This window comes from Thermostichus lividus PCC 6715 (assembly GCF_002754935.1).
GTDB lineage: Bacteria > Cyanobacteriota > Cyanobacteriia > Thermosynechococcales > Thermosynechococcaceae > Thermosynechococcus > Thermosynechococcus lividus.
On sequence record NZ_CP018092.1, the window covers coordinates 2,546,464 to 2,568,911 of the forward strand.

25 protein-coding genes and 1 riboswitch are annotated in these 22,448 nt (G+C 52.5%); of the genes, 8 read left to right on the forward strand and 17 right to left on the reverse strand.

The window, feature by feature from the left end:
• Positions 1–4: 4 nt before the first annotated feature.
• The 7 genes from BRW62_RS12390 to pedR all read right to left on the reverse strand — a co-directional run bounded on the left by BRW62_RS12390 (position 5) and on the right by pedR (position 4,910).
• Positions 5–1,201, reverse strand: a complete 1,197-nt coding sequence (locus BRW62_RS12390) for a homocysteine biosynthesis protein (RefSeq protein WP_099799665.1) — start codon at positions 1,199–1,201, stop codon at positions 5–7.
• 5 nt (positions 1,202–1,206) lie between these two features.
• Positions 1,207–2,004, reverse strand: a complete 798-nt coding sequence (locus BRW62_RS12395) for a hypothetical protein (RefSeq protein WP_198406052.1) — start codon at positions 2,002–2,004, stop codon at positions 1,207–1,209.
• 41 nt (positions 2,005–2,045) lie between these two features.
• Complete coding sequence (gene rpaB, locus BRW62_RS12400; RefSeq protein WP_198406053.1) at positions 2,046–2,789, reverse strand: response regulator transcription factor RpaB; 744 nt, start codon at positions 2,787–2,789, stop codon at positions 2,046–2,048.
• Between the two features lie 189 nt (positions 2,790–2,978).
• Positions 2,979–3,269 (reverse strand): DUF3288 family protein, encoded by a 291-nt coding sequence (locus tag BRW62_RS12405; protein ID WP_099799668.1) that lies wholly within the window; start codon positions 3,267–3,269, stop codon positions 2,979–2,981.
• A gap of 5 nt (positions 3,270–3,274) precedes the next feature.
• Positions 3,275–4,291, reverse strand: coding sequence for an aspartate-semialdehyde dehydrogenase (locus BRW62_RS12410; protein WP_198406054.1), 1,017 nt, complete (start codon positions 4,289–4,291; stop codon positions 3,275–3,277).
• A 71-nt stretch (positions 4,292–4,362) separates the two neighbouring features.
• Positions 4,363–4,614: a hypothetical protein gene (locus BRW62_RS12415; RefSeq protein WP_227517427.1), complete on the reverse strand. Its 252-nt coding sequence runs from the start codon at positions 4,612–4,614 to the stop codon at positions 4,363–4,365.
• An 8-nt stretch (positions 4,615–4,622) separates the two neighbouring features.
• Positions 4,623–4,910, reverse strand: coding sequence for a photosynthetic electron transport-dependent transcriptional regulator PedR (gene pedR, locus BRW62_RS12420; RefSeq protein WP_099799671.1), 288 nt, complete (start codon positions 4,908–4,910; stop codon positions 4,623–4,625).
• Positions 4,911–5,066: 156 nt separating this feature from the next.
• Here pedR and purU point away from each other — a divergent pair, with 156 nt between their 5' ends.
• Genes purU through scpB form a run of 4 tightly spaced genes read left to right on the forward strand, consistent with a single transcriptional unit; the run spans position 5,067 to position 7,951 of the window.
• Positions 5,067–5,942 carry a formyltetrahydrofolate deformylase gene (gene purU, locus BRW62_RS12425; RefSeq protein ID WP_099799672.1) on the forward strand — a complete coding sequence of 292 codons (876 nt, stop codon included), beginning with the start codon at positions 5,067–5,069 and terminating at the stop codon, positions 5,940–5,942.
• A 19-nt stretch (positions 5,943–5,961) separates the two neighbouring features.
• Positions 5,962–6,603: an L-threonylcarbamoyladenylate synthase gene (locus BRW62_RS12430; protein WP_099799673.1), complete on the forward strand. Its 642-nt coding sequence runs from the start codon at positions 5,962–5,964 to the stop codon at positions 6,601–6,603.
• Positions 6,604–6,625: 22 nt separating this feature from the next.
• Entirely contained in the window at positions 6,626–7,390 is a 765-nt protein-coding gene (gene cobA, locus BRW62_RS12435) for a uroporphyrinogen-III C-methyltransferase (protein ID WP_099799956.1), read from the forward strand.
• A 15-nt stretch (positions 7,391–7,405) separates the two neighbouring features.
• On the forward strand, positions 7,406–7,951 hold the full coding sequence (scpB, locus tag BRW62_RS12440; RefSeq protein WP_099799674.1) for an SMC-Scp complex subunit ScpB: 546 nt from the start codon (positions 7,406–7,408) through the stop codon (positions 7,949–7,951).
• Here the strand turns inward: scpB and BRW62_RS12445 are convergent.
• The 3 genes from BRW62_RS12445 to BRW62_RS12455 form a co-directional block, all read right to left on the reverse strand.
• Positions 7,923–8,801: an FHA domain-containing protein gene (locus tag BRW62_RS12445; protein ID WP_198406055.1), complete on the reverse strand. Its 879-nt coding sequence runs from the start codon at positions 8,799–8,801 to the stop codon at positions 7,923–7,925. The genes scpB and BRW62_RS12445 overlap by 29 nt on opposite strands.
• A 78-nt stretch (positions 8,802–8,879) precedes the next feature.
• Complete coding sequence (locus BRW62_RS12450) at positions 8,880–10,049, reverse strand: RNA-guided endonuclease InsQ/TnpB family protein (RefSeq protein WP_099799675.1); 1,170 nt, start codon at positions 10,047–10,049, stop codon at positions 8,880–8,882.
• Between the two features lie 90 nt (positions 10,050–10,139).
• Complete coding sequence (locus tag BRW62_RS12455; RefSeq protein WP_099799676.1) at positions 10,140–10,415, reverse strand: hypothetical protein; 276 nt, start codon at positions 10,413–10,415, stop codon at positions 10,140–10,142.
• A gap of 130 nt (positions 10,416–10,545) precedes the next feature.
• Between BRW62_RS12455 and BRW62_RS12460 the strand changes: the two genes are divergently transcribed.
• Together BRW62_RS12460 and cysE are read left to right on the forward strand one after the other, a co-directional pair.
• Positions 10,546–11,157 carry a CRISPR-associated endonuclease Cas3'' gene (locus BRW62_RS12460; RefSeq protein WP_099799677.1) on the forward strand — a complete coding sequence of 204 codons (612 nt, stop codon included), beginning with the start codon at positions 10,546–10,548 and terminating at the stop codon, positions 11,155–11,157.
• A 130-nt stretch (positions 11,158–11,287) separates the two neighbouring features.
• Positions 11,288–12,019, forward strand: a complete 732-nt coding sequence (gene cysE / locus BRW62_RS12465; protein ID WP_099799678.1) for a serine O-acetyltransferase — start codon at positions 11,288–11,290, stop codon at positions 12,017–12,019.
• An 88-nt stretch (positions 12,020–12,107) separates the two neighbouring features.
• Here the strand turns inward: cysE and gpmI are convergent, their stop codons facing one another.
• Positions 12,108–13,706, reverse strand: coding sequence for a 2,3-bisphosphoglycerate-independent phosphoglycerate mutase (gpmI, locus tag BRW62_RS12470; RefSeq protein WP_099799679.1), 1,599 nt, complete (start codon positions 13,704–13,706; stop codon positions 12,108–12,110).
• Between the two features lie 830 nt (positions 13,707–14,536).
• Here gpmI and BRW62_RS12475 point away from each other — a divergent pair.
• Both BRW62_RS12475 and BRW62_RS12480 read left to right on the forward strand, forming a co-directional pair.
• Complete coding sequence (locus BRW62_RS12475) at positions 14,537–14,728, forward strand: hypothetical protein (RefSeq protein WP_099799680.1); 192 nt, start codon at positions 14,537–14,539, stop codon at positions 14,726–14,728.
• Between the two features lie 198 nt (positions 14,729–14,926).
• Positions 14,927–16,249 carry a two-partner secretion domain-containing protein gene (locus tag BRW62_RS12480; RefSeq protein ID WP_099799681.1) on the forward strand — a complete coding sequence of 441 codons (1,323 nt, stop codon included), beginning with the start codon at positions 14,927–14,929 and terminating at the stop codon, positions 16,247–16,249.
• A 137-nt stretch (positions 16,250–16,386) separates the two neighbouring features.
• Here BRW62_RS12480 and BRW62_RS12485 read toward each other — a convergent pair whose 3' ends face one another.
• The 6 genes from BRW62_RS12485 to BRW62_RS12510 all read right to left on the reverse strand — a co-directional run bounded on the left by BRW62_RS12485 (position 16,387) and on the right by BRW62_RS12510 (position 22,443).
• Positions 16,387–16,854, reverse strand: coding sequence for a hypothetical protein (locus BRW62_RS12485; protein WP_099799682.1), 468 nt, complete (start codon positions 16,852–16,854; stop codon positions 16,387–16,389).
• 27 nt (positions 16,855–16,881) lie between these two features.
• On the reverse strand, positions 16,882–18,489 hold the full coding sequence (locus BRW62_RS12490; RefSeq protein ID WP_099799958.1) for a 2-isopropylmalate synthase: 1,608 nt from the start codon (positions 18,487–18,489) through the stop codon (positions 16,882–16,884).
• Between the two features lie 75 nt (positions 18,490–18,564).
• Positions 18,565–19,590 (reverse strand): sirohydrochlorin chelatase, encoded by a 1,026-nt coding sequence (locus BRW62_RS12495; RefSeq protein WP_099799683.1) that lies wholly within the window; start codon positions 19,588–19,590, stop codon positions 18,565–18,567.
• A gap of 33 nt (positions 19,591–19,623) precedes the next feature.
• Positions 19,624–19,756, reverse strand: a riboswitch (cobalamin riboswitch).
• A gap of 63 nt (positions 19,757–19,819) precedes the next feature.
• A complete protein-coding gene (gene egtD / locus BRW62_RS12500; RefSeq protein ID WP_227517429.1) occupies positions 19,820–20,806 on the reverse strand; it encodes an L-histidine N(alpha)-methyltransferase in 987 nt (328 codons plus the stop codon).
• 35 nt (positions 20,807–20,841) lie between these two features.
• Positions 20,842–21,510 carry an amino acid ABC transporter permease gene (locus BRW62_RS12505; protein ID WP_099799684.1) on the reverse strand — a complete coding sequence of 223 codons (669 nt, stop codon included), beginning with the start codon at positions 21,508–21,510 and terminating at the stop codon, positions 20,842–20,844.
• A 9-nt stretch (positions 21,511–21,519) separates the two neighbouring features.
• A complete protein-coding gene (locus tag BRW62_RS12510; protein ID WP_099799685.1) occupies positions 21,520–22,443 on the reverse strand; it encodes an ABC transporter substrate-binding protein in 924 nt (307 codons plus the stop codon).
• Positions 22,444–22,448 lie beyond the last annotated feature (5 nt).

Sequence of the window (22,448 nt, forward strand, 5' to 3'; positions counted from 1 at the left end):
TGGATTATTCCCGAGTGCTAGGCGTGGTCCATGACTGTTGGGGCAAAAAGGCGCGATCGCCCGGCAAGGGAGCCACCGCTTCTGCAAGGGTAAACTCACCCTTAAGAATCCATTCCTTGAGGCGCTCCGCAATCTGCTGGCCAAAGTAAAGACTGGTGAGCGGGGCAGTGCGCACAGTTTTCCCGTCGATTTTGATAGTGCCGGACTTTAATTGCGCATAGTTCACTACGCCAAAGGTGGGACGAACCCGGCGCGGAATTGAAAAATCAATAATTGGCGCCACCACGTCCTCATCGCGAATGGCGCAGCGAGCAATCACCTCTTCATCCAGCACTGGCAGGGGAATCCCCACCCCTAACATCAGGGACGCACCATAGTTTTTGAAGTAACAGCCGCGCACCCAAAAGGGGTCCATCTGCTTGGCATCGCCAATGAGGGCAAGGGTTGCCGCTGGGCCAATGGGCGTGTCGTTTGCGAGGCGTTTTTGTAAAGGGAAGTGTTGGGTTCCCTCCCAGGCAATGTAGCCAATGCCACCCCCAAGAAAAATCCGGGTGCCAATGCCCACTAAGCGCAGGTACGGATCATTTAACAGTGGTGAGAGGGCACCACTACTGGCATAAACCGCATTGCCTAACTGGGGCTGGAGCGGGCCTAAATAGGTATAGAGGGGGCGATCGCCACCATTGACCCCAACAATAAAGTTCTGGTACAGATTGCGTGGATTGTAGAGGTAAAACTGGTTAATCGTGTCCTTGCTAATCATGGTTTCCAGACTGGCGCGCGGATAGCAGTCAGTGACGTGCCCCAGCGCCCGTAATGGGATAGCCTTGCCCGCAATCAAATCCGCAATGACATGACCGCCGCCGCGCTCCCGCAGGGTATCCGCTTCCCCTCCCTCTGGATTCAGATCCACAGACTGCGCCGCTCCCAAATAGAGATCAACGGCGCCAATGCCACTGTAGGCAGGAATGCCATCTAACCAGCACTGCCGCAGTTTGAGGGGGGGATCCGTCGGGCCAAGGTTAATGATGGCACCGGAGGACTCCATTGGCTCAAAGGTACCCGTTGTAATGACGTCCACCTGCTGGGTGGCTTCGGCCACAGTAAGGCTCTCGAGGCGTTCTTTGAGTTCTGCCAACGTCCAGACGATAGCATGGCCACTGCGAATCTTGGCATTAATTTCGGCAATAGTGCGCTCCACGATCGTTACCGCAAATCTTCAGGGTGGCGAATTTGCCAACTGCCATCGGGAAGGCGAGAGACCTCCCCCCCCAAGCGTTCAATATTTTCAATGGCGGTTTCGCGGGAGCGATCGCTCACAGCATTCACCAACGCCCAAATCCAAGCGTTAATTTGCGCCATGCGACTATCAGGGTCATTGCGGAGGGTCTGCGCCAGCGATCGATAGTAGGGCGCCGCCTCCCGAATGTGCGGGTCTGTTTGTAGTTCTGCCCACTCCGCCGCGCGATTGTAGGATTGAGCCGCCGCCAGCCCCTGACCTAAAAAGAGCAACTCATCCATGGCCCGAAACACCCACACTAGGTACGCACTCGGTTGATAGTGGGGGTCGAGATGGGTTAAGCCCTGCGCCATGAGTTCTACCGATGTTTTGGGCTGACTGGCATAGACCGTGATTGCCGTTGAAAGGTAAGGGTAGCTTTGGACAAAGCGCGGATCCTTCGCTACAATCACACGAAAAAAGGCAGGCACCTGATCATAGCCAGTGACACGGCGGGCATCAGAGTCACCAAAAAATTGCAAAAACTGTAGGAACGCCCAATCACTCACAAGATTATCAAACCCCAAGGCCGGTAGCTTCGCCAAGGCCTCCATCTGGGCAATGGTCTGGGCAGTTTGCCGCTGGTATTCGGCCTCCGTAAGCACTTGCCCCGATGGGTCTTGCAGGGTCTCTAGGGATCGCCGTTGCATAATGGCCACACTGCTGAGTGCCACCAGTGTCACTGCTAAGCCAATGACATCAGACCATCGCCAGCCGCGTTTCATGATGTACCCGCCTCTGGATGAGGGAATCGCACTAGGACGAACTACTGGGCTTTATTCAGCATTTCACCGGGTTCGATAATGCGCTGAAATAGATACCCCGTCCCCCGCGCCGTGAGAATTAACTCCGGATTACTGGGATCTTCCTCTAGCTTAGCCCGTAGTCGGGAGATATGAACATCTACGACCCGGGTATCCACGTGCCGCTCCGGCGTATAGCCCCATACCTGCTCAAGAATTTCCCCCCGAGAAAATGGCTCCCCGGAACGCCCCACCAGCAGTTCCAAAAGCATAAACTCCATTCCCGTTAGGCGAATGCGCTCATCCCCTTTATACACCTGCCGCTTATTGGTATCGATGCGAATATTGCCAATCTGAATGACACCGGAACTGGGAATACCTGAGGTGGTGGTCTTTTCAATGCGCCGTAGAACCGAGCGAATCCGCGCTTCTAGTTCCTTGGGCGAAAAGGGCTTGACCACATAGTCATCTGCCCCAAGTTCCAGACCCGTGATGCGATCGGCCACATCCCCCAACGCCGTGAGCATAATGATCGGCACGTCGGACTCTTTACGCAGTTCCTGACACACGCCATAGCCATCTAACTTGGGCATCATCACGTCCAGCACAACTAAATCAGGCTGTTCGTGCCGAAATGTGGTTAGAGCTTCCTCGCCATCAGCCGCCGTAACCACGGTGTAACCAATCATGGATAGGCGGGTTTCGAGGATGCGGCGAATACTCGCTTCATCGTCAACGACGAGAATTTTCTCTTTATGGCTCTCCAAAGTGATGAATACTCCCTTCTCAAGAGGACAGGATTTACAGCAGTTTAAATGGGAATTTTTTGTACTCTATCATTTTTGTGCCAGCTCCAGAAAGCCCTCTAGCTCTTCCTGAGCGCCGATTGTAAGATTTTTCTACCAACTTTAGCCTTTAAGATTTTTTAACAACCCAATAGTCCTTAAGCTGAGGGTCTAGGTCCAATCCTCCCGCTTGTTACTGCCAACTTTATAGATTCCCCCTTTGGCATGGATGGCGCGGGTGCGCTCAAAAAGCTCAGTCTCTGTCAACCCCCACCGTTCCAGAATGTTGGCTAGCTGTGTCTTAATGCCCTCGGCTCCAGGAAACCCCTCGTAGCGAATGAGCAGGCGGCCTAACTCCGCCAAATTGTAGTCGCTCATGTCTTCTTGAAGCAGCCGCTCAATCACCAGCCGATCAAGGGCTTCGCGAGGGTGCTGTTGACGTTTGAGATTCACATCAGCCATTGATCTTAAATTAAACCCTGTGCAATTAAGGACTCAGCAATTTGCACCGCATTCAGGGCTGCTCCTTTACGAATTTGATCGCCACACAACCACAACTCTAGGGCATTGGGTTCTGAGAGGTCTTGCCGGAGTCGTCCCACAAAGACGGGGTCTTTACCTGTGGCCTCAAGGGGCATCGGGAAGTAGTTGCGCTCCCAATCCTCAACAAACGCTACCCCCGCCGCCTGCTGCAGGAGATTCCGAGCCTCGGCTAGAGGAAACGGCTCAAAAAATTCGACATTGAGTGCTTCAGAATGGGCGCGCAGAACAGGCACCCGCACACAGGTGGCACTCAAGCGCAGGTCAGGGGTATGGAAAATTTTGCGGGTTTCATTGATCATTTTCATTTCTTCTTGACAATAGCCTTGGTCATTAAGAGGCGAGTTATGGGGAAAGAGATTGAATGCCAAGGGATAGGGAAACGCTGCTGTGCGGGGAGGGTTTCCTTTGAGTATGTCAAGGGCTTGGTCTTTGAGTTCTTGCATGGCTTTGGCACCGGCACCACTGGCAGATTGGTACGTTGCGGCAATAATTCGCCGAATGGGTCGGACTTGGTGCAGCGGCCATAGCGCCACTGTCATCAGAATGGTGGTGCAGTTGGGGTTGGCAATAATCCCCTGATGATCTTTTAAGTCTTGGGGATTCACTTCTGGAACCACTAGGGGCACATTGGCCTCCATGCGGTAGGCACTAGAGTTATCGATGGCGATCGCCCCGGCCTGAACAGCAATGGGTAACCACTGCCGCGAGACGCTAGCTCCGGCAGAGGCTAAAATCAAATCTAGCCCTTGCAGCGTTTCAGCACTCACGGCTTGCACTGGGAGGGGGGTACCAGCAAAGGTCAGGGTTTGCCCCGCCGAGCGCGGTGAAGCCAGCAGGCGTAAGTCTGCGATGGGGAGCGATCGCTGCGCTAAAATGCCAAGGATTTCGGTGCCAACGGCACCCGTTGCCCCTAAAACCCCTACTCGCAATCCTTGAGCCAAGATCCTAAACTCCGAGAAAACAAAACTATTCTAACTTTTGCGGGGGGGACGCTCTCAACCGATGTCAATCCTTAAGTGGAAGATACCGTTTGCCATCCGCCGTAGCGATCGCCATAGTGCTGTAGGATGTGCTCTAGCTGACGCACTAAGGTAGGGGGTAGGCTCTCAGGAACCCCTAGGGCAACCCCAGCAACTTGGCTGAGGGAGTAGTCAAACTGGGGACTTGTTTGGGGCAGTAAGCGCACCTCCACGCCCTCTAGCAGCCCTAGGTGTGCTGCCATTTCCCGATAGACCGCCAAGGGCATTTGGCTGTTGTAGTACACCTGCTCCTTCATAGCGCTGGTGGTGTGGTTTCGGTGGAGGTCGGCAAGGCACAGCAGTTCACATTATCCAAGCAAACCTTGCCCCACGCCAGTGCCCAGCGGACTAAGGCCACACGATTTTCTGACTTTGTTTTGGTCAGGATATTACTGATGTGGTTATCGACTGTCCGCTTACTGATGTCTAACTTTTGAGCAATATCATGATTGGTCAAGCCAGCAGCCACTAGCTCTAGTACTTGTAGTTCTCGCTCTGAGAGCAGTGAATACTCAAACCCATCACTCTGCGGTATAGACATCCCTAAATCCGTATAATTACTTAGACCCTTGTTCTGATTGTAGGGGAAAATTTTTGCTTGTGGCCAAGCAGCGCACAGACAATCTCAACTGCCGCAGTAGAATACAAATCGCCCCTAGACCCTCTGAGACCGTTACCCGTCTTGACCGAGGTGCCCATGCCATCGCCCACCATGACCCTCTCGATCTCCTGTCCCGATCAACGAGGACTAGTGGCTAAGCTGGCGCAGTTTGTCTATCGCTACAACGGCAACATCATCCATGCCGATCACCATACCGACGCAGTGGCCGGTATCTTTTTGTCGCGCTTGGAGTGGGAACTGGATGGGTTTGGCATTCCCCGCGAGCAAATTGGCGCCACGTTTATTAACTATGCCCAGCGAGAGAAACTCTTTGCCAGTTGGCAGGGGGTACGCTGGCAACTCCGAGCCTCAGATGTGCCCTACCGCTTGGCGATCTGGGTGAGCCGACAGGAGCATTGTCTTTGGGACTTGATCCTGCGACAGCGGGCGGGAGATTTACCCGCAGAGATTCCGCTGATTCTCAGTAACCATGAACAGATGCGTCCCATCGCCGAGCAGTTTGGCATTGACTTTCACTACATTCCGGTCACACCAGACACTAAGCCTATGGCAGAGGCCAAGCAACTACAGCTTCTGAACGATTACAAGATTGACTTAGTCATTCTGGCAAAGTATATGCAAGTCCTCAGCCCCCAGTTTTTAGAGCAGTTTTCACAGGTGATTAACATTCACCACTCATTTTTACCTGCCTTTGCGGGTGCAAACCCCTACCATCGTGCCCATGAGCGGGGAGTGAAAATTATTGGGGCAACAGCCCACTATGCCACGGCTGACCTAGATGAAGGCCCAATCATCGAGCAAGCTGTGGTTCCTGTGAGCCACCGCGATACGGTGGCCGACCTGATTCGCAAGGGTAAAGATCTAGAGCGCATTGTGCTGGCGCGAGCCGTGCGCCTTCACCTACAAAACCGCGTTCTGGTCTATGGAAACCGCACTGCCGTGTTTACCTAGGTGTACCATAGATACCAACATGGCAGAGATTTTTACCCTCCACCCCGTTAATCCACAACAGCGCACCATTGAGCAAATTGTGGCAGCGCTGCGGCAGGGGGCAATTATGCTGTACCCCACAGATACGGTCTATGCCATTGGCTGCGACATGAATAATAAAGGAGCCGTACAGCGGGTACGCCAACTCAAGCAACTCTCGAACGATAAGCCAGTGACGTTTTTATGCTCGTCGCTGTCTAATATTGCCCATTACGCCTACGTGAGTGATGCGGCATATCGGCTGATGCGCCGCTTGGTTCCGGGGCCTTATACGTTTTTACTGCCAGCCACTAAGCTGGTACCCCGTTTAGTCCAAAATCCTAAGCGGAAAACCACAGGAATTCGTGTGCCGAATCATGCGGTCAGCCAAGCGCTGCTCACGGGACTTGGCAACCCGATTATTTCAACCTCAGCACGGTTGCCTGATGACCAAACCTACTATATCAATACCGCTGAGCTATTTGATACGCTTGATAAGCGTGTGGATCTCATCCTCGATACGGGCGAGCCACCCGGACAACAAATGTCTAGCATTCTTGACTTCACGGTGGAGCCACCGGCCTTAGTCCGTAAAGGGCAGGGGTGGGAGAACTTACCCCCAGAATTGTTGGCGATAGACTAAAGGCATGAGTAAACCAGCAGGCATGAGTAAACCAGCAATTGTCGGCAAGGTGTATTTGGTGGGGGCAGGCCCAGGGGATGTTGGCCTTTTAACCGTGCGGGCAAAAAGCCTCTTAGAGTGCGCCGATGTGGTTCTCTACGATGCCCTCATCAGTCCAGAAATTCTTGGAATTATCAACCCTCGTGCGTTGAAGGTTCATGTGGGGAAGCGGCGCGGTAACCATACTCTGTCTCAAGAGCAAATTAGCGAGCGCCTGATTGCGTTGGCGCAGCAGCACGCGGTGATCGTACGCCTTAAGGGGGGAGATCCCTTTATTTTTGGCCGTGGTGGGGAGGAGTGTCTGGCTTTGGTGCAAGCAGGGATTCCGGTGGAGGTAGTGCCCGGAGTGACCAGTGGCATTGCGGCAACGGCCTATGCGCAGATTCCGCTGACGCATCGTGACTTTAGTTCGTCTGTAGTCTTTGTAACAGGCCATGAGGCAGCAGGTCGCTATCAGCCGCGAGTGAATTGGGCCGCGTTGGCAACCGCGGTGGATACGATTGTGATCTATATGGGGTTGCACCATTTAGGGGACATTGTGCCTGCACTGTTAGCGGGGGGGCGATCGCCCCAAACCCCCTTGGCCTTTATTGAAGCAGGTACAACACCGCAGCAGCGCGTCGTTGTTACTACTCTCGCGGACGCGATCGCCACCTGTGAGCAGGAGCACATCCAAACCCCCGCCCTCATTGTTCTTGGCACCGTCATCAACCTGCGACAATACTGGCACTGTCCTCCCTCGTTCTAAGGTCTTTGCGTGCCAATGGCTCCTGAACCGGATCACCCCCCTGCCCATGACTCAGCTATCGCTGACCTAGCAGAGCTAACAATGCGGGTGGAAGCCATCCTGTATCTGAAAGCTCAGCCTCTCACGCTTCACCAATTGGCAGATCTAGCAGGTCACGAGGCAACGGCTGTGGAGCTGGCTCTGATTGAGCTATTCAATGACTATGCTCACCGCCAAACAGCCTTAGAAATTGTCGAAGTAGAGGGGAAGTATAGCCTGCAATTGAAGCCTCGCTATCAAGACCTCGTACAGTCTTTAGTGCCTGTTGAGTTGGGGATTGCGGTGCAGCGTACCTTGGCGATGGTTGCCTTGCGCGGCCCCATTCGCCAAACAGAACTGATTGAACTGCGTGGCTCCAGTGCCTATCAACACATTCATGAGCTAGTGGAGCTCGGTTTTGTGCAACGGCGGCGGGAAAGCCATGGCCGCTCCTATACGCTACAGGTGACAGAACGCTTTTATCAGTATTTTGAGGTGGATCAATTACCTGCAGTTATTGGGGCAGAGACGGCGGCTGATTGATATACTCGCTGAGCAGTTGCGAGGGTAAATCATCATTGGTGGCTAGTTGCAGGTTGAGCAGTGAAACAGCCAGTTTTTCTTGTTCTAGATTACTGCGACCCAAGGCTTTGAGAACACGCTTTAACTGGGCGGCAACTTCAGCACCGTACATGGTTAAGTTGTCATCCGGCAGTGCGGGCAACCAATCAATGGCACCGTACTGGGTTGCCCATTGCCGCTGCATGGGGGAGATGTGATTATCGTAGCGGTCAATAATAAAACTGCGCAGCTTGGGATAGGTGGCCTTGACCCATTCTAAGAGCTTGCTAATATCCGGCGTTTCTAGCTGGGAATCTAACATCAATATGTCAGGATTCCGGTGCATGACACTAATAAAATCACTAATAATGCGGCGACTGTTAATTTTTCCGGATTCAACGACGACTTGCAACCCTTGACTGCGTAATAGTTCTTGCCAAATCTGGACTTGGATGCCCGGGGGTTGAATGATCAGGACAAGGGGTTGGAGCGCAGTAGGGGTCTCTGGCGGCATGGTTGAGACGGCTTCGTCAGTGCGAAACTCAAGGGTTGTTTTGCCAATGATGAAGCGATCGCCGGTTTTTAGGAGGGTCGGCACTTGAATGGTTTGGCCATTGAGGACGCAGCCATTGCGACTACCTAGGTCAATGAGGTAATAATCTTCGGTGTCTAAACGCTGCACCATGGCATGACGTCGAGACGACCAGCGATCCGCTAGGACGATAGTGCAGTCTTTGCCCCGACCAATGACCCACGAGTTTCCTTGGGTGAGGGGAACAATGTAGGTGCTGGCTTCTGTGGAGATGACTAGTTGCGGATACTGTGCAGGCAATGTTATCCCCTTTCCAAACGTAGGCAATGGTGAAATGTTAATGTTAGAGAGTAATTAGTAAACTTCCCCTGACTGAAGTCAGGGGCTTTCAGTAGCCCTGAGCCTGTTATGTTCTGCAAGAGAACAAGACAGACCCGAGCCTCTAGGCTGGTTTACGACAGCCCCCAAAAGCGCAATTACACTAGCACCATTGAAATCTGCGTCTCCTGTCCAGCCACAATGCCCACACTTAAACTGCTTCCCAGTGCGATAGGACTGCTTTGGGTCGGGGTAAATATGCAGGCATCTGTGGCAAGTTTGACTACTGTAGCGAGGATTAACTAGCACTATTCCCACACCTGCTTTGAGTGCCTTGTAGCTAATGAAGCTACGCAGTTGGTAAAACGCCCAACTGTTGGCACGCCTACGCTCTGTTTTAGAACGAGGTACTTGATTAGTGCGCTCCCGTATCCCTGTCAGGTCTTCCAAAGCAATAACACTGCCCGTTGCTTTTGCCCTTGCCACAATGGTCTTAGAAATGCAGTGGTTCACCCATGCCTGAAAGCGTCTCTCCCTGCCAGATAGCCGTTTCACCAGTTCCCGACATCTACGCCTAGAACTGCGTGTGCCTTTACTGGCTTTCTGCTGGAGTACCGCCCTCAGTTTGGAGTAGTGGTCTCGTACCTTAGTTAACTGCTGTCCATGCCAGTTGTCTCCTTCCGATGTATGTGCAATGTCTGTCCTACCAAAGTCAACGCCCAAAACCCCATGTCCAGTCTGAGGTTCTGGCAATTCTTCCTTTACTTGGATGTGGATATAAAACTTACCATCTTTGCGTTTGCAGAGAGTGGCAGAAGTAGGCTTCTTGCCCTTGAGTTTTTCTATCTGGTAGTTACCCACCACTAAGGGAATGCGTTCCCGTCCGTCTAGGGTGGAGAGGCTAACGCATTGTTCTTTCGCTCTGTAGTCAAACAGGCGAGCATCATAATCCACAGAAGTAGCCCTGAATTCCTTAACCTTTCCCACCTTGCGGTTAGCGGCAACTCTGGCACAAGCCCTGACAGCCAAGTTAGCGGTTAAGCCGAATTGCTGTCGTACTGCTCTGTAAACTTCTTTCTGAATACGGTTCTTGTTAGTAATGCTGGGGCAAATGGTACTGTTGATGTATCTGCAAGCCTCAGCGAAGCCCTGCAGAACTTGGTCTAGCTTGACAATTTGCTCTGCAGTGGGATTTAGTTGACAGACAATGGTCAGTATTTGTTGTGGCATGAGTTCATTTTATGCGCCTAAATGGTAATATGGCAACTGAAGTTGCTAAAGGAGCTTTCCTCCTCGTACTGAAGTACGGGGCTTCCAGCCCTACCCGTTGTGAATGTCATAGTCTGGGCAGTGAATTGCCGCTTCTGTTGCTGCCCAGTCAGGATGGAGAGAACACTTGAGGCGATAGTCTCCAGAAAAAAACCGACACTGTGAACAGGGAATTTTGTGCATTCGCTGGGCGATCGCCAAACCCTCCTGAAAAAACCGCCAAAGATTCCATGCGAGGAGTGCTAGCAGTAGCCATGCCCCACAAAAGCAAAGGGGAACCAAAATTGGCTGTAATGCCCAGAGTAATGATGATAGCCAAAGTGCCATGGAATTTACTGAGTGATGCGTGTAACTCCTAAACTCTATAATTTTTTTCTAATTCGATTTTATCATCTATCATAAAGTTCGCTGAAAACCGTTGCAAAAGTGTAACAGCCACCGGTTCTAACCCCTACCGCTGACTAATCATGACTCAACCGTCGGCCTATGCCCACACCCTAATGCATCTGGAGACTGGCATGGTCTTGCACATCACTTACAAAAAGTGGCGGCGCGATCGCGCACCTTGGCAGAGAAGTTAGCCACCCCCCAAATGGGGTATTATGCGGGTCTCTGGCACGACCTCGGTAAATACAACCCAGACTTTCAAGCCTATCTGCAAGGGTGCGCCAAACATCAACGGGCAAACAAGTCAGTGCCCCATGCTAAGTATGGTGCACTACTGGCATACACAAAAAACTCCTCCCCCCTTGCAGTTATCATTTATGGCCACCACAGCGGTTTGCCATGCGTTAATGAGCTGAAAAATCGGTTGGCGAAAGTGGATCGGTCAACCTATGCCCAAATTGAGGCAGCGGCTAAGGCTGATGAAATTGACTTGGCGCTACCAGAGACGGTGCAGCAAGAACTAGCTGCCATTGCTAAGCATTCATTGGACTGTAAACTGTGGTTGCGCTTGCTCTTCTCCTGCCTTGTTGATGCAGATTATCTGGTTGCGATCGTCCTATGCCTACGGCAGGCTTCGCCAACGGGGCGATCGAGGATTGAAACTGTACGCCTTAATAGATGAAAAGACTGTCTTATCTTATATTTTGTGTGCTTCTGGGCAGTGGATTCCCTTGGTGGCGATCGCCAACTGGGCAACAAATTGTTAAGATCAAAAATGCACAACGTTGCCAACCGCAGCGAAGGAGCTTGCTGTGCTAAGTGTCCTAAAGGCCGATTTTCAGATCATCTTTGAGCGCGACCCAGCAGCGCGCAACTGGCTAGAAGTTCTGTTCTGCTATCCGGGCTTACAGGCAATTGTCTTGCACCGCTTTAGTCATTGGTTATGGCGGCTTGGGCTTCCCTTTGTACCCCGTGCTCTGTCGCACTTAGCACGATTTCTAACGGGCATTGAAATTCATCCGGGCGCAACCCTTGGCAAAGGGGTCTTTATTGACCATGGCATGGGGGTTGTGATTGGCGAGACCGCAATTGTGGGCAATTACTGCCTGATCTATCAGGGAGTGACCCTCGGTGGTACAGGCAAGGAAACGGGCAAGCGGCACCCCACCCTTGGTGAAAATGTCGTGGTGGGCGCAGGCGCAAAGATCTTAGGCAATCTCACGATTGGCGATAATGTCCGCATTGGCGCAGGGTCAGTGGTGTTGCGGGATGTCCCCTCCGACTGTACGGTGGTGGGTATTCCTGGGCGGGTAGTGTATCGCGCCGGAGCCAAAATCGCCCCTCTAGAGCATGGCCAGCTACCAGACTCAGAGGCAGAGGCAATTCGCTACTTGCTAGACCGCATTGAACTACTAGAAAAACAGGTGCAGGCTCTACAAAATCAACAGCAAGAGCAGGAAAAGGTGCCAGTATTGGCGCAAGGTCGCAACTGTCGCCTCAGCGATCGCGCCATTGAGGAATTCTTGAACGGTTCCGGTATCTAAGCTGCTGACGTAGTGCCTCGTGACATCCTCCCGAGGCTGATCCTACGGCGATAGCGCGGGACGTATTACTCCCCGAACCCCTCATGAGTTAAAGCTTGACGGAGAGGGGTGTACGGTTCAGGCGGCTTTCGTAGGGGGCGCTCACAATGAGCGATCGCCCCGTCATTTCCACTGGCTGGGGCAAGCCCAAAATTTCAAGAATTGTTGGTGCAATATCCGCTAAACAACCATCCTCCCGTAGAACGACCTGTGCGCCATGCCCAGGAATTTTACGTTTTTCGCCTTCTACAAGAATAAACGGCACTGGATTGGTGGTATGAGCAGTCCACGGATTGCCATCGGCATCAATCATATACTCAGCATTGCCATGATCCGCAGTGATGAGCAGGGTTCCCCCCACTTTTGTGGTCGCTTCAACAATGACCCCAACGCAGCGATCCACGGTTTCAATCGCTTCAATGGTTGCTGCCATTTGGCCAGTATGCCCCACCATATCTGGATTGGCAAAATTTACCACCACAAGGGCATATTCTTGGGTTTCAATCGCCCCTTTCACAGCCTCGGTAACCGCTGCCGCCGACATGGCTGGGGCTTGATCATAGGTGGCCACCATCGGACTTGGGATTAAAATCCGGTCTTCCCCTGGAAATGGCTCTTCCAACCCCCCATTAAAGAAATAGGTGACGTGAGCATACTTTTCTGTTTCTGCGGCTCGCAGTTGTTTCAAGCCATGCTCAGCGATCACTTCCCCGAGAATATGGTCGAGGTTTTGCGGCGGAAAGGCCACACCACAATTGAAGCTTGCATCATACTGAGTCAGGGTGACAAAGGCTAGTGGCGTAATCAATTCCCGTTCAAAGCCACTAAAGTTGGGGTCAATGAAGGCTTGGGTTAGCTGCCGGGCGCGATCGGGGCGGAAGTTAAAGAAAATAAGTCCATCTCCCGGTTCTACCGCTCCGGGGGCAATGCGGATGGGTTGGATAAATTCATCCCCCAAGTTGTGGGCATAGGACTTCGTGGCTACTTCACTGGCACTGAGGGGCTGAATGTTGTCATTCTGGGTCATGACCCGGTAGGCGGCTTCGGTACGATCCCAGCGGCGATCGCGATCCATGGCATAGTACCGACCGCTCACCGTGACAACTTGGCCACACCCCATTTGTGCCAATCGTTGCTCCATCTCTGCCAACACGCCAGCGGCATCCCGCGGTGGGGTATCACGGCCATCGGTAATCGCATGGATGCATACCTCGGCAATACCATAGCGTTTGGCTAACTCCACCAAGCCGTACAGATGCTCAATGTGGGAGTGAACCCCTCCTGCTGAACATAGCCCCACTAAATGTAACTTGCCATTGCGCTCTTTTAGGGTTTGACAAAGATTTGCCAGCACCGGAATGTCAAAAAGGCTGCCATCTTCCACAGCATCGGAAATACGCACCAACTCTTGAGGCACAATACGACCTGCACCCAAATTTAAGTGCCCAACTTCAGAATTGCCCATCTGTCCTTTCGGCAACCCCACTGCTTTTCCAGAGGTACAAATTAAGGTGTGGGGATACGCGTGCCACAGACTATCCATCACCGGTGTTTTGGCGTTGGCAATTGCGTTACCATGGGAATCTTCGCGGTAGCCCCAGCCATCCAAAATCACTAAAACAACGGGCGCAACGGGTGACGATGCCATGGCAATGCCCTACCTTACTGCAAGTCTCTGGGAAACAGGATGAAATTTGTAACCTCGCAAATCATACCATTTCCAACTGTGGGAGACAAATCCCCGCCACACCCTAACTTATATCAATTTTCGAAAAATTTGCTACACATAAAGGAAGATGGTATTGCCTAACCTCCCATGTCTGGAGTCCTCAAAAATCGATATTGCTGAATCCTCTACAGAGCTAAAAGCGGTCTTGACCCAGCAGTAACGGGTCGCTCAACGCAGTTGGGTGCAAGTGCTGTGGTGGCTAACAACAGACCAAGCAACGAGTGTTGACCAATTAGACCAAATGAGTGGCTGCCATCGTACGACCGTGTCTCACTGGCTGAGTCAGCATCGAGCGAGTGGCCTGGCGGCGCTGGGGCAGGTGACACCTCGCAGGGGGTGACCACGAGCGATTACGGGTGAGGTGCAGCCTAGCATAGTAGCAGCAGTGAGTAAAATAATTCTTGCAGTGGTGAGATAGGTTCAGTCAAATGCCAAGCTCGACTAACTGTTGAATCGGGTCCGAGTCCTTGGGTTTAAATCGGTGGATAAAGGCTTTTAATTCCCACCCAAAATGCTCTATGGGTTGAATACGCTCTTTGTCTTGCGCATCAAATGCTAAGCCCGCGTAGCCTTCACCGCAAACCCCAATGCAGCCTTTTTAGGATTTAGGGTGAGGGTCTTCTGAGTTTTGTGAGTTAACCAAAATCCCTAACCGCACCTTACGTTTTGTAAAATCTGTTTCGTTTTTCTATGGATTAAGTCATCATTGATCTATGTTAGTGTATATTAGTGTGCTCTCTTAAAGCACTATGCTGCACCACCGTTCCCTGTGGGCAGGCCTGCTGTGCGCGGTAGGCACCTTCTTACCCGCCTCAGCCCTCGGCCAAATTATCCCAGACCCCAACGGTACGGGCACCCACGTCACCCAAACCGGCCAACAGTTCGACATCAGCGGCGGCACCTTTTCAGGTAATGGTCAGAACCTCTTTCACATCGGGTAGGGCTGGAAGCCCCGTACTTCAGTGCGGGGAGGAAAGCTCCTTTAGCAACTTCAGTTGTTTTAGGTTATAATTGTACTGCGGACACCAGAAACGGTTGTTCAAGGCACTGGTAACGGTCGATTGGGGGTGTTGTAAACCACCCCAGAGGCTCGCGGTTGGCTTGCTAACTGCAGGGCTACTGAAAGCTCCCTGCTTTAGCTGGGAGTAGTTTACCTCTTCCGTGACTTTGGCCTCAGTCAAGGACAAATTGCTAACTTCCTCTCGAACCCCCACGTCCGCAATATCCTCGCTGGCGTGAATGGCGGCAATGCGAGCTACATTAATGGCCTCATTCAAGTCAGTGGCGGCACTAGTAATCTCTATCTAATGAACCCCGCTGGCATTGTCTTTGGTTCCAATGCGCGCTTAAATGTCCCCGCTGCCTTTCATGCCAGTACCGCCTCTCGGGTTCATTTTGAAGGCGGGGTCTTTGACCTCTTTAGTCCTAGTAATACCTACGCGACTCTCCTCGGCAACCCCACCGGCTTTGAATTCAACAGCAAAGGAATTCTGATTAATGAAGGACACCTGAGGGTGAAGGAGGGGCAACAACTGACCCTGATGGCGCATCAAGTGATTAATACCGGGACAGTAGCGGCACCGGGGGGCAGGGTCACAGTACAAGCGGTGCCGGAGACAGGGATGGTGCGGGTCTCGCAGGATGGGATGATTCTCAGTTTAGAGATTCCGCAGGAGCGCATTACCGGCGAGATTACTGCGGTTGATTTGCCCACGTTATTGACGGGAAGCACCCCTGAGCAGCGGGTAAATAGCGTGATTCAAAATCCCGATGGCTCGATTGCTCTCGTCCATGACCCAAACAAAGTAAGCATTCCAATGCAGGGAGCCACAGCGGTCGTGGGTGGGACGATTGATGTGTCGCATCCAACTGGGATTGGCGGCAGTGTGACTGTCTTGGCCAATCAGAATATTGCGGTGGTTGGAGCGAACATTAATGCATCTGGGAGGACGGGTGGTGGCACGGTTTTAGTTGGAGGTGATTATCTCGGGGGAACAGCGGGTACAGGTCGCCTAGATAGTAGTTTGAATGCCCAGAACCTCTTTGTGGACAGCAACACCGTGATGAATGCGGATGCACTCACGAATGGCAATGGCGGCACGGTGATTAATTGGGCAGATAACAGCACTCAATTCCATGGCACGATTACAGCGCGGGGTGGAGCTTTAGGGGGTGATGGCGGGTTTGTCGAAACCTCTGGGCGAGAGCTACTGAGTGTGACAGGTAGTGTCGATGCTAGTGCGCCCCTTGGTAAGCCAGGGTTATGGTTGCTTGACCCTCACAATGTCACAATCACTAATACCAGTACGTCCAATGGCAGCTTTAGTGGTGGTAGGTTTGGTCAGGAGTCAACAGACTCAATACTTGCTGAAGCACTGTGCGAGTTTGCAGGGGACGAGCAGATTATCAATCTTGAGATATTGGCAAATCCTGATCTGCTCTTTTTGCCGGAGTGTAGATAGCGGCAAGTCGCCTAAGGGGTTGATGAATGTTCGGGATGATAGGCTGCGGCCTCTAAGCGACACCCCATATAGGCACCCATATAGGCAAGGGTGTAAAGCTTCTGTAGATCCCGAATGAAGCGTTGGCATCACTCCCTTCATCGGTGGCGATCGCGTCCAAACAACGGTTGCACCGGTGCCAGTCCGGCAAAAATACGCAACACTAAAACCGCATGGGCAAAAAATGTTAACCCCACCCAAAACAATGGAAACCAGTGCCAGCGATCGCCACTGAGGGGCGGAAACATCTGCTGCCCTAACCAGACTAACCCTGGCGGCAGGGTAATCAGTAACACACCAAGGACAATGGCCGTATAGGTCAGGGTGACAGGCGGCGTGTTGAGCGATCGCCACGTGGTGCCAGTCCACTGCCAGCGAAACACCATTGCCGTGTCTTCTAGGCGTGCCGTTTGATGGGTGAGGTCAATGCTGAGGATATGGCGGCAAAAATTACAGGCATAGGTGTCCATGAGCACCATAGGGGCAATCTGACCATGGCGACACACCGGACACAGATATACCCCCTCAGGCTCTAACAGCTTCGGTGAGGGAACCAACTCCGCCATAACATCCTTTAAGCTCTAGAACCTTCCTTACACTTGAGGATGCAACACCCGCTGCTCTAAACCACGGTAAAGCCGATTGAGGGCATTCATATAGGCTTGTGCCGAAGCCACAATCACATCGGTGTTGGCCGCATGACCGGAATAGATGCGATCTTCGTGCTGCAGGCGAATAGTTACTTCACCGATGGCATCAATGCCCGCCGTTACTGATTGCACTGAGTATTCAATAAGCCGGTTAGGAATTTGCACCACCCGGTTAATGGCACGATACACCGCATCTACAGGACCGGTGCCAATGGCTGCATCTGTGAGTTCTTCGCCGCTGGGGGTGCGTACCGTCACTGTTGCCGTAGGTCGGGCATGATCACCGCAGGAGACTTGCACAAACTCCAATTGGTAGCCCTGTAGATCGATGCCTTGGGTTTCGTCCTTGGCGATCGCCTCTAAATCCCAGTCGGTGATTTCCTTTTTCTTATCCGCCAGATCTTTAAAGCGTAAGAAGGCTTTGTTGAGTTCAGTTTCCGTTAATTCAAAGCCCAACTCCCGTAAACGGGTAGCGAAAGCATTGCGACCCGACAGTTTACCTAAAACGATTTGGTTGTCTGCCAAGCCAATTAGGTGAGCATCCATAATTTCGTAGGTGCGCTTGTTCTTGAGCACCCCATCTTGGTGAATCCCCGACTCATGGGCAAAGGCATTAGCACCAACAATGGCCTTGTTGGGTTGGATAAGCATCCCCGTTAAGTTGGAGACTAACCGCGAGGTTTTATAGATTTCGCGGGTATTGATATTCGTGAGGGGAGCCTCCGACTCGGCGGGGCGACCCAAGAAGGGGTTAAAGTACTGCCGCCGCACGTACAGTGCCATCACCAGTTCTTCGAGGGCAGCATTACCCGCACGCTCGCCAATACCGTTGATGGTACATTCCAGTTGACGGGCACCGTTTTTAACTGCCTCAAGAAAGTTGGCCACCGCCAAGCCAAGATCATTGTGACCGTGGACTGAAATGACCGCTTGCTGAATGTTCGGCACATTTTCCTTGATACCCTTGATCAAGGCTCCAAACTCTGCCGGTGTGGTGTAGCCCACTGTATCGGGAATATTGATTGTGGTGGCGCCTGCCGCAATCACCCGCTCAAGCACTTGGTACAGAAACTCGGGGTCAGAGCGGCCAGCATCCTCCGGTGAGAATTCCACATCCTCCACAAAGGATTTGGCATAGGCGACCATCTCTGGGGCAATCTCTAGTACCTCTGCGCGGGTTTTCTTGAGCTTGTACTCAAGGTGAATGTCAGAGGTGGCAATGAACGTATGAATGCGTGGATAGTAGGCCGGTTTTAAGGCGTTGGCTGCCGCTTCAATATCCGAGCGGGTGGCTCGTGCTAGGCCACAAATCACTGGCCCTGTTTCGGTGCCCACCACTTCGGCAATCCGCTGCACGGCTTCAAAATCTCCAGGGCTGGCAAAAGGGAAACCAGCCTCAATAATATCCACCCCTAGCCGAGCCAGTTGACGGGCGATCGTGAGTTTTTCATCTACATTCAGTGCGGCTCCCGGAGACTGCTCTCCGTCCCGCAGCGTCGTGTCAAAAATCAAAACGCGATCAACCGTCTGGGGAGGATACTTTATCGCCATAAACAAGCCCCGTCCAAGCTTGAAAAAAGGGATCATTACCCCCTAGTCTAGCATTTTCCTTAGGTGGCCATCCCCCTAGGGAACCTGCCAAATCCGTTGATGGTAGCTGGGTAGATGATCTAAATTCACACTGGGGTGATGATGCCCGTGGGAATGAGACTCATGGTTATGGTTGTGATCGTGGTGGTGATGGTGGGAATGATCGGCACCATGGGCGATCGCCGCCAAGCGAAATTTACAGGCTTCGCAATTCATGGCCACTTGGCCGGTGAGGGTTTCTATTTCCCGTTGCCGCGTTAAATAAAATAACTGCGGATGTAACCCAATTTCCGGCAAGTTAACGTATTCTACCGCCGGGTACTGTTGCTGGGCAGTAGCGGTCAGGGTATAGATTTTTTTCACCAGTGCGCCAGTGAACATAAAGTGGGGCAGGACAATCACCCGCTGCGGCTGATAGAGATTGGCGCGGGCAAACCCTACCTCTAGGCGGGGATGGGTAATACCAATAAAGCACACCTCAACGGTCTTGTAGCCACTACCTTCCCAGAGCATCCGCGCTAGCTTGAAGACATCGCCGTTGGCATCGGGGTCACTCGAGCCACGTCCCACCACCAGTAACACCGTGTCGTCGCGGCCAATGCCTCGGGGGTTAAATTCCGGTGAGTCGAGCATTTCAAGGCGCGATCGCCAGAGGGTGAGAATTTCAGGGGCAATGCCATAGTGGCGACCGTAGTGATAGCGCAACTGCGGGAACGCTTGGCGAGCACGATCCAGTTCATTGGTCACATCAAACTTGTTATGGCGCGCCGCAAATAATAAAATCGGCAGTACCGACAGATCGGTGTAGCCCTCTACTGCACACTGGCTTAAAACCTCAAAAATCGAGGGTTGAGTCAACTCCAAGAAGCAAGGAAAGACCGGGCGGCAAGGATCTAATTGATGATACGCATGGGCAAAGTCTAAAAATGCTTGGCGGCCTTGCGGATCGCGAGTGCCATGCCCCACCATCAGTAGCGGTCGGGGCTGGGGTAAGGGTGGTAAATCAAGGCTAAAACTCAGGGGATTAAGAATTGAATCGTTGGGCTGAATAGTAACGACCACGCTATAACTCCATGCCTGTGCAACGCAGACAAATAGAGTGAACCGCAGTAGGTAGGCATTCTGGCTTAGGGATCGCTCCCCTCACAGCTGCGGCACAGCCCCAGATTTACACTGGTGTTTCCCTACAAACTGCTCTTCACGGTTAGCCTTCCAATTCTAACGAGCGTATTGTGGCTCTGTCTATGCGGGGGGTGGGGACTCGCTACCCCCTAGACCGCCTCCTGTGTGTTCACCGGCAACACAAACATAGAGCAAACCAGTGGTTTGGATCGGTAAAGGCTCGAACCCACGTCAAGCCAGCCGCCACGAGGTCTGACCTTAGGGAATCCAGCCAAAACTTCCGCGAGATTTCTGTGAGGATGCTTTCCCCGGCGGCAATGTCACAGGTCAATTCTAGGGCAGTTAGGGTTACCGTCTGTGTGTTTTGGCTGTCAAGATACATTTCGATTTGCTGTGCCACTGGGTTATAAATGGCTCGATGATCGAAGGCCAATGGCTCGAAGTTGCCCTGAAATCGCCAGTTAAGGTGGCTAAGGATATTGCGGTTAAAGGCAGCCGTAATTCCCTGAGCATCATTGTAGGCGGCAAGCAAAATCTTGGTATCTTTCACTAGGTCAACCCCTAGGAGCAGGTAGTCACCAACATTGAGCACCCGGTACAGTTGGCTGAAGAAACGTTGGCACTCAACCGGTGAGAGGTTGCCCAAGGTACTGCCTAAGAAACAGAGTAAGCGTCGCGGTGCAAGGGGTGGGGGCAAGTGCTCTAGGCCAATATCGTAGGTGCCCACAAGGCCATTGATCCACAGTTGGGGATAATCCTTCAGCAGCGCTATGGCACTAGTTTTGAGCATCGAGCCACTGACATCAATGGGACGATAGACAAGCTGAGGTTGTAGCTGGGCATAGGCGGAGAGTAAGTAACGGATTTTGCGATCGCTGCCGCTGCCGAGCTCAATTAATTCACAGATGCCGGTCAGGGTGGCAATTTCTTTGGCGTGTTGACTCAGCAGCGCTAGTTCGGTGCGGGTGAGGTAGTACTCTGGCAGGTCAGTAATCTGCTCGAATAACCGCGACCCAACGGCATCATAAAAGTAGTAGGAGGGTAAATATTTTTGCGGTGAACAACTCAAGCCAGCAATGACATCTTGGCCAGCAGGATCGGTTTTAGAACCACTCAGGTAGGTCAGGTGTAGGCGATCGCCCACAGAAGGCAACATCAACTGGCTCCAGCAACTGGTAACAGAGGCAACCCCTAGGACATTCTAGCCTTTAGACGGTGTTCGATGTGCCGCCCCCACGCAGCGATCGGCAAACTCATCAACAAATACAGCACCAGCGCTAGGGCATAAAGGGGGAAGGGATGACTACTATGACGGATGATCCAGACCCGCAACACCGATGTCAGATCGACCCCTGCAATCACACTGACAATGGCCGAATCCTTGAGCATATAAATGAAATCATTGATCAGGGGTGGAATAACAATTTGCGCCGCCTGCGGCAAAATCACCCGCACAAACCCCTGCTGCTGGGTCATCCCCAAGGACAGCGCCGCCTCCCGTTGACCCGAATCCACGCCGCCCAGGCCAGCCCGAAAGACCTCTGCTTCGTAAGCGGCATAGTTAAGGGCTAGAGCCGTGACCCCTGCTGTCCACGCATTCACCCACGTTGCTAAATTGATCTGCGCTAAAACTGCCCCGACACCGTAGTACAGCAACAACAGTTGGGTGATCATGGGGGTACCGCGCATCACCTCAATAAATCCGGCAGCAGGCCAGCGCAAAAACAGGTAAGGGGAGGTGGTCATTGCTGCTAAGAGAATGCCAAGCACAATGGCGATCGGGAAGGAAATCGCACAGTAAATAAGGGTATTCAGCGCCCCCCGCAGAAAGGCCGGTAACGCCGCTTGGATTAACTCCATCCCCTACTCCTAAACAATGCCAATTTGCGCTTGCTGATCATTCCACAGTTTCCAGTGCTCATAAATTCGCCGCAGGGTACCATCGGTCTTGAGAATTTCAAGGGCTTGATTGACCTCTGTTTCTAGGGTTTTTGCTTTAGGGCTGCTGGCATTGAAGGCAATGACGTAATTGTTCAGGAAAATTGGCACTCCAATGGGTTTTAGGGCTGGGTTGACCGTGCCGCCGGGGCCTGATCCCAAAACATAGTAGGCCACAATCGGAAAGTCCACCATCACTGCATCAATCCGTCCCTGCACTAGATCATCGAAGGGCAAGTTGCCATCATAAGCGCGGGTTTTCAGGTTAGGGTCTTGCTCTAGAATTTCTTGAGCTTTGTAGCCAATGCCGGTGCCCACCGTCATCCCTGCCAAGTTGGCAAGGGTAACATCACTTGCAGCATCGTACTGGGCAAACCGCTCGTCATTGGTACGAACCACAATTTGCTGGCCGTAGCGATAATAGGGCTGGGAAAAACGCTGAGTGCGCTCGCGATCGGAGGTAATTTCCCAACCGTTGAGGATGAAATCAAAGCGGTTGGCAGCTAAGGCGGCGGGTAGCTGATCGTAGGCAGTTGCAACAAATACGGCCTTTACACCCATCAGTTTGGCGATCGCGTCGGCAATTTCCACCTCAAAGCCAATGAGTTGACTAGGATTGACCGGATCATAAAACACGTAGGGGGCACCACTGATGGCTTCGGCACCCCACGCCAGCGTGCCTGGGTTCAACAGCCCCTTACTAGAAACAACCCCTGCAGCAGACCTGCCCTCTTCCGTAGCGGTATCGAGATTACCGGCACAGCCCGTCAATAGGGATTTTGTGCCTGCTGCCAAAACAAAAGCCCCTGCCCCTTGAGCTACACGGCGCAAAAATGCCCGTCGTTGCAGTCCCATGCCAG